Source organism: Psychroserpens sp., assembly GCF_036960315.1.
Taxonomy (GTDB): Bacteria; Bacteroidota; Bacteroidia; order Flavobacteriales; family Flavobacteriaceae; genus Psychroserpens.
On record NZ_JBALVR010000033.1, the window covers coordinates 1 to 587 of the forward strand.

The 587-nt window shown below is 30.0% G+C and carries 1 protein-coding gene; it reads left to right on the top strand.

All coding sequences use genetic code 11. The features are described from left to right. Nucleotides 1-265, top strand: a 265-nt coding sequence (locus V7719_RS18770) for a hypothetical protein (RefSeq protein WP_335731474.1), incomplete at its 5' end; no start/stop codon positions are given. Nucleotides 266-587: the final 322 nt, after the last annotated feature.

Sequence of the window (587 nt, forward strand, 5' to 3'; positions counted from 1 at the left end):
GGAAAACTTCAATTGGGAATTGTCAAATAAAAAAAACCTTATTCAAGTCAATAAAACTGAAATATTGGAATTTTTAAAGGCTGATAGAAATCGTGAATTGAAAATAATATCGAAACCAATTTTCATAAGAAATGATACTATTGTCTGTTTGTTTAGCACTCATCTTTGTTGTGGTGATTTCTTAGGTCATTCAACTTTATGTTTATATAAAAAGATTGACGGAAAATGGAAACGTTGGATTCATTTAACACATGGAGATTATTGAAAAAGTACTAGAGCCAACAACGTGTATAATTAATTGCTTTGGTCGTTGCTTATTTGGAAAATTCCTTCGGAATTTTCTCGCGTTCGTTTTTGTTTACTAAATTAGTTGCTTAAACACGCAACTAACCATACACAAATCCGTTGCCAACAATTTGAGAAAAATCAAAAACATATTTAAAATTTTGTTACTTCTATTATCACTTCAGGCTTTTTCACAAAAGTTCGAAATGAAAATCGATTCTATTCTGAATATTGAAATTGCGGATTTAAAGACAAGCGGAATATCGGAAATTGGATATACAAGACTGACTTGCGTCAATTAT